This is a genomic window from Pseudoalteromonas sp. NBT06-2 (assembly GCF_002276045.1).
In the GTDB taxonomy this organism is placed as follows: Bacteria; Pseudomonadota; Gammaproteobacteria; order Enterobacterales; family Alteromonadaceae; genus Pseudoalteromonas.
Genome location: NZ_NQMR01000233.1, coordinates 1 through 460, shown reverse-complemented (window position 1 = coordinate 460; position 460 = coordinate 1). Strand labels below are relative to the sequence as shown.

General features: G+C 40.9%; 1 protein-coding gene. It reads left to right on the top strand.

Annotated elements, in window-relative coordinates; genetic code table 11:
- The coding region (locus CJF42_RS27845) for a hypothetical protein (RefSeq protein WP_212668859.1) at window positions 1–460 on the top strand (460 nt) is incomplete at both ends.

Here is a 460-nt window from a genome sequence, read left to right as displayed (position 1 = left end):
CGGTAAAGTTCATATTGAATGGGATCCCAAAGCGACTGTTACACCATTAGGTCAACTTCCCTTTTTTATTCAGTTTTTAAAACTTGGAAAACGCTTCGAGCCTTGGGTTGAAGAATGTCCGCTGGCTTATCAAAGTAATAATGCCTCTGCGACACGAGATATTTTAGGCTCTATCTTTCTTTCGGTATTATCAGGCCATACGCGTTACGCACATATTGGCTCGCTTATTCATGATACGGTTAACAAACAACTCTTAGGCATGAGCAAAGTGGTGAGTGATGATACCGTTAGGCGTGCTTTGCACAATATTGATGAAAATGATGGGCTCACTTGGCTTGAGTCGCACTTATTTTCAAGCTATGAACCCTTATTAAATGTTCCTTGGATCTTAGACTCTGATGTCACGGTAAAACCGCTTTATGGTCATCAAGAAGCTGCAGTTAAAGGTTATAACCCACAT